This window comes from Streptomyces sp. NPDC101234, from assembly GCF_044767525.1.
Classification (GTDB): domain Bacteria; phylum Actinomycetota; class Actinomycetes; order Streptomycetales; family Streptomycetaceae; genus Streptomyces; species Streptomyces sasae.
Genome location: NZ_JBIWOA010000094.1, coordinates 1 through 7806 on the forward strand (window position 1 = coordinate 1; position 7806 = coordinate 7806).

The following is a 7806-nucleotide window of genomic DNA, read 5'->3' on the forward strand; positions in this document are numbered from 1 at the left end:
CTTCGCCCGAGCACGGTTCACTTCATGTGCGTCCACGCCTCCAGCATGCCCCCGAACAGTGCCGCGAGACAGACCTAACGGAGTCCTACTAGCGGGGCGGTGCAGACACCGGCGTCCCGCCAGAGCCGGGAGCGCCCGTAGACGGTCGGCCAGGGCCCGAACTCGCCCGGCATCTCACGCCACTGCGCGCCCGTCCTGAACCGCCAGATCACCCCCTCGAACTGGTCTCGCGCTTGCTCGGGGTGGGGGCCATACTCGCCTATCGGCTGGAACGGCTCGATCAACTTCCACTGCTCGTAGGCAAGTTGCCCACGCGTCACGATCGTCTCCGAGGCGAATCCGGAACGGCACGATTGATCACTCCATCACTCAGGCCCGTCGGAATCGAGTCCGAGCCGGCGGACCAGGAGCGCGAGTTGGTCGGCGAAGCGTTCGATGAACTCCGGGGACTGCGCATCGTCCTCGCACACACCCGCGATGACGTGCGGAAGGGTGACAGGAGCCATCGCCGCCGCCATCAGCGTGACGGTCAGGCAGGCCGGGTCCATCTCCTTGGGCAGGGCCCCGGCCGCCTGCCGTTCCCGGATATCAGCCACAGATTCCGCGAGACGTTCCGTGCGGGGCCCCTGGTCCGGGTCCGCCTCCGGCCCGGTGTACTCCAGGCTGCACCAGCCGCGTCGCTCGTCACCGGGGTCGTACTCCCCGTCGGCGGTGGGGCGGTCGTGGCGTGATAGGAGTTGCACCCGGGAGGATGGAGCGGGTGCAGGTCGGTGAGTTGGCCAAGGCGACCGGGGCGCCTGCCCGTGCGCTGCGGCACTACGAGCAGACAGGGTTGATCTCCTCGGAGCGGGCCCCCAATGGTTACCGTGTCTACGACGAGCGGGCGGTGGTACGGGTCCGCAACATCCGCTACCTCCTGGTCGCCGGGCTCACCCTGGACGATGTGCGGATCTTCCTGCCTTGCCTGGACGGAGACGTGACTACCGCGCCGCCGTCCGGCAAGGGCATCCGGGTCGCCGCGGAGCGACTGGCGGTCCTCACCGAACGCATCGCCGCGCAGACCGCGGTCCGGGACCGCCTCCAGGCCGCTGCGCCAGGCAACCGGTGACCGGCACCGGCCAGTCACCTGACCGCCCACCTCGCTACCGAGCTTCGGCTGAGCCGAGCGCCGCCGGGCCCCCGGCGGCTACACACGGTGACTGCAGACCCTCACTCATGGAGGAGTACACGACTGCCCATTGCGCGAGGTCGTCGGTTTCGCGCACCTGGAGGTGTGTCGGTCATGCGGTTGCGGCCAGACGCCACAGGGACGTGGTCTCGGCGCTTCGTGCGCCGTGGAGTGGGTCGGTGGCGTCCTTGGACCGTGGGTGCCGAGGCTTTGTGTCGATCTTGTCCTCGACCCGGAGATGCGCTGCTTGGATCGCGTCGAGCAGGTGTCGGCGTGTCCTGGGACCAAGGTGCTCTGCCAGGTCCGACAGGATGAGCCAGCCCTCGCCTCCCGGCCGGAGGTGTGCGGACAGCCCAGCCAGGAAGCCACGGAGCATGGTGCCGTCCGTGTCGTAGACGCCTTGCTCAATGGGGCTGGTCGGACGGGCGGGGAGCCATGGAGGGTTGCACACGACGAGGTCGGCGCGGCCTTCGGGGAACAGACAAGGGCCTGTGATGTCGATGCGGTTGGTCAATGCGAGCCGACGGACGTTTTCCTCGGCGCATGCCAGCGTACGCGGATTGATGTCGGTGGCCACGATGCGAGGGATACCTCGCCGGGCCAGGACTGCGGCCAACACACCGGTTCCCGTACCGAGATCGAATGCGGTACTGGTGGCGAGGCGATGCCGGGTCGCCTGCGGCAGCGGGATGTGAGCGACCAGGTCGACGTATTCACCTCTGCCGGGGGCGAACACGCCGTAGTGGGGGTGAATTCGGACGCCCAGTGCCGACACATCGACCCCGTTGAGGCGCCATTGGTGCGCACCGATCACTCCCAGCAACTCCGTGAGGGGGATCGCCACGCTTCCGAGGGGTGGGCCATAGGCTTCCCGGCACGCCTGGCGGACGTCGGGAGCCCGCCGCAAGGCCAGGGTGTAGTCGTCGTCCAGCAGCAGGAGCCTGCCGAGGACCCGGGCGCGGTGGCCGCTGGCCCGTCGGTACAGGTGGAAGGACTCGCTGGTGCAGGTTGTGGTCCTGGGGGCTTTACGGTCGATGCGGCGGCCCATCGCCTGCAGTAGTTGCCGGGCGTTGTGGTAATCGCCGCGCCAGAGCAGGGCCGTTCCTTCACATGCTTGGCGGTAGGCGTCGTCGGCCCGCATCCGGTCGTCGGCGACGATGACGCGTTGTGGAAGGGGACCGCTGTTCTCGGACGGCCAGCGGGCGGACTGGTGGGTCGGGCCTTCTGCCCAACGGATCGTGGACACCACGTACTCCTCGTGGTCGAACGTGCAGGGGCACGAAGAGCACTTCGACGAGGAGCAGGCTGAACCGACGTCTGCCCACCGGACAGACGTGTGCGTTGAGACAGGTGGCCGCTACCGCCCTCGCTGCGAAGCGCGAGAGCGGACGTCCCAGACGACCATGCCGAGCATGAGGTCGGTCCTTTCAGGTGAGAAGCAGCAGAGTGGCACACGCTTTACCCAACCGCCAAACCACGATTGCCACCGGACATACCAAGGCCATGGGTTCCCGCACGCTCGGGCCGCTGCGTGACCGGTCCTGAGCGGCCGCAGAGCCCGAGGGGCGCAACCCGTACGACGCCGTCTTCGACGGCCACACCCGCCTGGGGCGCCGACAAGCGGCGTCGCGCGGGGCCGCCGTAGTCAACGAAGCGTCTCGAATCGGCCCCACTCTCGGCCCCACTCAGTGAAGAGTGCTGCGCACGAAGGTGGCCTGAAGCGACCCTACTTGCCCCATCTGGTGCTGTCAGAGTCTGCCACCCAAGCGGGGCTCTTGTGCCGCGCTCAGCAGGTTCCCGGCGGAGAGGGCGGCAAGCCTTCGGGGGACACCGGGTTACTGGGGTGTACGACAGCCGAGTGACCGCAGTGCGGCAGTCACCGTCGCGCGCAGCGAACCGGCGTCGGCGCCCGCGCGGGAACGCAGGTTGACGCCGTAGGCGAGCAGGGTCAGCAGGTCGGCCGCCGTGGCCGGGTCGGTGCCGGGGGCCAGTTGGCCTTCGGTACCGGCGACGACGAGCACCGCGTGCAGGGCTGCCCGCAATTCCTTGTGATGCTGATCGAGGAAGGCGCGGACGTCGGGGTCGCCGTTCTCCGCGCCGGCCTGCGCATTGGAGATCATGCAGCCCCAGCGCGCGTGCTCCCCCGTACACCGGATCCCGATCAGCGCGTCGAAGAACTCGGCGATGGCGGGCAGCCCCCGGCCGTCCTCGGCAAGCCCCCGGAACGCATCAACGGAGCCCGTGACCGGTACATCCCCGCCGAGATGCTCCAGGTCATGGACCGGGCGGCCCTCGAGCTCGCCGAGTCCGGTCAGGTCGCCCGCGCCCGGACCGTCGGCGAGCGCGCTCCGGGATTCACCCTGACCTCGGCGACCGGTGCCACGGTGGCCCTGGAAGACCTGCTCGCCGAGGGCCCCGTCGCCCTCACCTTCTACCGCGGCGCCTGGTGCCCGTACTGCAACCTCGCCCTGCGTGCCCTACAGCGGCACGACACCGGCATCACCGCGCGCGGCGCCCGCCTGGTCGCCGTCTCCCCGCAGATCCCCGACGAGTCACTCACCCTCACCGAGAAGCACAGCCTCGCCTTCGACGTGCTCAGTGACCTCGGCTCCGACACCGCCAAGCAGTACGGCCTCGCCTTCGACCTCCGTGACGACCTCGCCGCCGCCTACGACAAACTCGGCTTCGACCTCCAGCGCGTCAACAACGGCCACCCCCGCACACTGCCGATGCCCGCCACCTACGTCATCGCCCGCGACGGCGTGATCCATTGGGCCTTCGTCGACACCGACTACACCGCCCGCGCCGAACCCGCCGACATCATCGCGGCCCTGGACAGCCTCGGCGAAACCCGCTGAAGCCCCTCCGAGGCGAGCTGGATCAGCCTCACCCACGACAGCACCAGATGGGCCAAGCAAGGTTGCCTCAGGCCGTCTTCGTGTGCGGCAATCTTCATCAAGTGGGCCGGCCCGGTCCATTCCGCAGCAGATCACGCTATCCCTCCCCCATGGTGCGGGTGTTCGCGCTGGTTGCGGACGCATGCGGGCAACGCGGCTCCCTAGCTCCAGGCCTCGCCGGACCAGATCACACAAGCCATTCGCGCCACCATCGCTCCCCACGGGCCTCGGTGTCGCCCAGAGTTCGAGGGCGGGAGACCGACAAGAGGTCACCGGGTAGCGGGCTCTCACCACCAACGGCTCTCGTGGCAACAACAACTGGGGGCGATCACCGCAACGGGTGGTGGAAGCGCGAACACGCCGAGCGCAGTCACTCTTGCAGTACGTCTCAGTGACTCGGCGTGTCCGCCTCCAAGGACGGCGGGGCACCTCCAGCCTGGGGAGGAGGAACACAACCGCTCACGCCGTCACCGCTCCCCCGTTCCCGCAGCGTACGCCCGAAGCGGCGATGCTCCGCCCGGCCCAGATTGCGCCGGCTACTGCCAGGACAAGTCCGAACACCGGGCAGACAAGGACGACAGCCACTGCGGCACTCCTGAACGGGTCCTCCTCGTACTAGGCCGCAGTCACGGCCGAGTTCGTGTGTCAGGCGGTGAAGCCGCCGTCCACATGGATCGAGGCTCCGGTGATGTACGAGCCGTCCGCACTTGCCAGGTGAGCGACCGTGGCCGCGATCTCGGCCGTTTCCGCATAACGGCCCACCGCCGTGAAGCCGGCGATCACCTCCGCGTTCGGCCCGTCCGAGGGGTTGGTGTCCGTGTCGGTGGGACCGGGATGCACCAGGTTGACGGTGACTCCACGCGGGCCGAGCTCTCGGGCCAGGCCTTTCGTCATCCCGACCAGAGCCGTCTTGCTCATCGAGTACAACGCCAGCCCGGGGAAGACCGCACGCTCAGCGACATTGCTGCCGATGCTGATGATGCGGCCGCCCTGGCCCATGTGACGCACTGCCGCCTGGGACGCCACGAACGGCGCCCGGACGTTCACCGCCAGGGTGCGATCGATCTCTGCGGGCCCCAGGTCTTCGAGCGGGCCGACGAGGAACACACCGGCGTTGTTGACCAGGATGTCGAGTCTGCCGAACATCGCGGCGGCCTCGTCCACCGCGGCGGTGAGCGCCTCGGGGATGGCGCTGTCGGCCTGGACGGCCAGTGCCCGGCGCCCTCTGGCCTTGATCTGCTCGACCACCCGGGTGGCGCGTTCCGCGTCGTTCTCATAGGTCAGGACGATGTCGGCGCCCTCATCGGCCAGCCGCAACGCCACAGCGGCACCGATGCCCCGGCTGCCGCCCGTGATCAGGGCCACGCTTCCTTCAAGTCGGTTCATGACGTTGAGCATTGCTGCCGTCTGCGCCCGAGGCTGGCGGGAATCAGACCTGGCGTTCGGCCTTCGGGAGGGCACCACCATCCTGATCGCGGCACGTCACTGGAGTGCCGGCAAGCGCGGTGACAGCTCGACCTTGTGGAAATGAGAGATCAGGGCGTCGGCGACATGGCATCCGCCCCCACCGTCCCAGCCCCGCAAAGTCACGCCCTGCCGGCTAGAGGGAGGCGTGTTTCTTCGTGCTGTGCGCTGCGCTGCTGGTCAGTGCTCGCGAGCTCGCAGGCGACGCAGCATACGGGCGTCGCCGAAGCCGACCGCGCGTGAGGCGGCATCCACCGTCGTGCCGTGGCTGATGAGGTGTTCGGCGCGTTCGAGACGGAGGGTCTGCTGATACCGCAGTGGGGTGAGGCCGCCGGTGGCACGGGTGAAGAGACGGGTGAGGGTACGTTCGCTCACGCCCACGGTCGAGGCCAGGGCGGACAGCGGCATCGGTCGGTCGAAACGGGCGTCGAGCAGGTCCTGGGCGTGGTGCACGGTGTCGTCGAGGTGGGACCGGTACCTGAGCATCGCGCTGGCCTGGGATTCATGGCCGTTGCGCCGAGCGTAGACGACCATGTCCCGGGCCACCTGTGCGGCGACGGCGGGGCCGTGCCGGGTGGCGATCAGGTGCAGGGCCAGGTCGATGCCGCTGGCGATGCCGGCCGAGGTGACCACTCGGTCGTCGGCGGTGTACAGCACATCACGGACGACCGTCGCCCTGGGGTAGCGGCGTGCGAGCTCGTCCTGCACATCGTGGTGGGTGGTGCAGCGGCGGCCGTCGAGCAGGCCTGCTCGGCCGAGCACCTCGGCCCCCGCACAGACGCTGGCGACGGTCCCGCCCCTGGCGTGGTGGTCACGGAGAGAGCGCAGGCCGGCCGCGCCGACGGCGGGGCTGTCGGCCAGGGTGAGCGCCCGCCAACCGGGCACCACGATCAAGTCCTCGGGTCCGAGTTCGGGCCAGTCGAGCTGGGCCACCAGTGGCAGGCCCTGAGCGGTGGGGACCAGCGGCTGTTCCGCGATGTAGCTGAGTGTGTAGGGGTGCCCGAAGTCGGAGGCCGTGGAGAAGACCTGCGCGGGGCCTGCCAGGTCCAGCAGGTGGAGTCCGGGCACCAGGAGAAAGGCAATGTGGCTCACGATCCGGTCATCATGCCCCAGGCTCGGCCGCGGCCTCCAGTTGCCCGACGGTGGTGATGGTGGCGAAGCGTCCGGCCAGGGCGTACTCGGTGCGCCTGATGATCTCCTCGGCGCTCAGGGTACGGGGGTCCGACAGCAGTTCGGCGATGCTCTGGTCGGCGGGGGCGTCGCGGTGCGGGATGGGGTTGGTCGCGGTGGCGTCGACGACGAACGTGACCTGGTAACCGAAGTCGCTCGCGACGCGGGTGGTGGTCTCGACGCACTGCTCGGTTCGGATGCCGCAGACGGTGAGCTCGTGGATGCCGCGCTCGGTGAGGAGTTGCTGCAGATTGGTGGTGGTGAAGGCGTTGTGCGAGGTCTTGTGGACCACCGGTTCCGTGTCCCGCCGCTGCAACTCCTCCATCAGCCGGACATGGCCGAGGGCGGGGTCGAAGACATCGCCGCTGCCGGGCTCGGAATGCAGCACCCACACCACCAGGTCCCCGGCCCGGCGAGCGAGCCGAACCAGTCGGTCCACCTGGTCGGCGATCTTCGGGTTGGAGATGGTCTGCCACAGCGGGTGCGCGCGGAAGGATTCCTGGACGTCGATGACGATCAGTGCTCGGGTCATGCCCCCAAGCCTGACCGGCGGGGCCGGAGCGACGACAGGCCCCATCGGGTCCGGGTGCGGACCGATCCAGTCACGGCTGGAGTCATGACCACCCCCGGGTATGCGCCACCATGCCTCCTCTGCCATCACGATCAGCGCTGTCTCACTGCCCTGCCGGACAACGCACCGATCACGACGAGAACATGCTGCACATTGTTCATGTCACGGACGCCAGTGGCGCCCTTGCACATGTGCGGATCACCTCTGATTCCGCTCGCCGAGGCCGGAGAGCGCGGTGCCTCCGCCTGCGACAGCCCAAGAACGCGGGGCGGCGTACGCCTACGGTTTCGACGACCCGCGCGTGCTCATCGCGGGGTCCGCACGCTCTGATCACGCAGGGTCGGGCCCGCCGCCACGGGGGAATCAACAGGGCCGGATACCGCATACGGCCTCCTGATCGGCGCATCGCAGGCTGCCTGGCCTGCCCGGCGGCCTCAGAACGTCCTAGTAGGACTCCGTTAGGTCTGTCTCGCGGCACTGTTCGGGGGCATGCTGGAGGCGTGGACGCACATGAAGTGAACCGTGCTCGGGCGAAG

At 68.8% G+C, this 7806-nt stretch carries 9 protein-coding genes and 1 pseudogene; 3 read left to right on the top strand and 7 right to left on the bottom strand.

The genetic code is table 11. The features are described 5' to 3' along the window. Positions 1-80: 80 nt before the first annotated feature. Positions 81-320: pseudogene (locus tag ACIRR9_RS55620) on the bottom strand (transposase); the annotation flags it as partial. A 45-nt stretch (positions 321-365) separates the two neighbouring features. After that, a complete protein-coding gene (locus tag ACIRR9_RS55625; RefSeq protein ID WP_403769653.1) occupies positions 366-743 on the bottom strand; it encodes a hypothetical protein in 378 nt (125 codons plus the stop codon). A gap of 8 nt (positions 744-751) precedes the next feature. Here ACIRR9_RS55625 and ACIRR9_RS55630 point away from each other — a divergent pair, with 8 nt between their 5' ends. Next, the gene (locus tag ACIRR9_RS55630) at positions 752-1108 is read left to right on the top strand and encodes a MerR family transcriptional regulator (protein WP_403769656.1); all 357 of its coding nucleotides are present in this window, start codon (positions 752-754) and stop codon (positions 1106-1108) included. A 172-nt stretch (positions 1109-1280) separates the two neighbouring features. On the opposite strand, the gene ACIRR9_RS55635 is transcribed toward ACIRR9_RS55630, so the two are convergent. Together ACIRR9_RS55635 and ACIRR9_RS55640 are read right to left on the bottom strand one after the other, a co-directional pair. Beyond that, positions 1281-2414 carry a methyltransferase gene (locus tag ACIRR9_RS55635; protein ID WP_403769671.1) on the bottom strand — a complete coding sequence of 378 codons (1134 nt, stop codon included), beginning with the start codon at positions 2412-2414 and terminating at the stop codon, positions 1281-1283. A gap of 589 nt (positions 2415-3003) precedes the next feature. Then, entirely contained in the window at positions 3004-3483 is a 480-nt protein-coding gene (locus ACIRR9_RS55640; protein ID WP_403769674.1) for a TetR family transcriptional regulator C-terminal domain-containing protein, read from the bottom strand. On the opposite strand from ACIRR9_RS55640, the gene ACIRR9_RS55645 reads away from it, so the two are divergent. After that, entirely contained in the window at positions 3433-4026 is a 594-nt protein-coding gene (locus ACIRR9_RS55645) for a peroxiredoxin-like family protein (RefSeq protein WP_403769677.1), read from the top strand. The genes ACIRR9_RS55640 and ACIRR9_RS55645 overlap by 51 nt on opposite strands. Positions 4027-4710: 684 nt before the next feature. Here the strand turns inward: ACIRR9_RS55645 and ACIRR9_RS55650 are convergent. Beyond that, on the bottom strand, positions 4711-5451 hold the full coding sequence (locus tag ACIRR9_RS55650) for an SDR family NAD(P)-dependent oxidoreductase (protein WP_403769659.1): 741 nt from the start codon (positions 5449-5451) through the stop codon (positions 4711-4713). Between ACIRR9_RS55650 and ACIRR9_RS55655 the strand changes: the two genes are divergently transcribed. After that, positions 5450-5596 carry a hypothetical protein gene (locus ACIRR9_RS55655; protein ID WP_403769662.1) on the top strand — a complete coding sequence of 49 codons (147 nt, stop codon included), beginning with the start codon at positions 5450-5452 and terminating at the stop codon, positions 5594-5596. The two genes, ACIRR9_RS55650 and ACIRR9_RS55655, sit on opposite strands and share 2 nt — an antisense overlap. 113 nt (positions 5597-5709) lie before the next feature. Here the strand turns inward: ACIRR9_RS55655 and ACIRR9_RS55660 are convergent, their stop codons facing one another. Continuing rightward, positions 5710-6621, bottom strand: a complete 912-nt coding sequence (locus tag ACIRR9_RS55660) for a GlxA family transcriptional regulator (RefSeq protein ID WP_403769665.1) — start codon at positions 6619-6621, stop codon at positions 5710-5712. Between the two features lie 10 nt (positions 6622-6631). Next, on the bottom strand, positions 6632-7231 hold the full coding sequence (locus tag ACIRR9_RS55665) for an isochorismatase family protein (protein ID WP_403769668.1): 600 nt from the start codon (positions 7229-7231) through the stop codon (positions 6632-6634). Between the last annotated feature and the right edge of the window lie 575 nt (positions 7232-7806).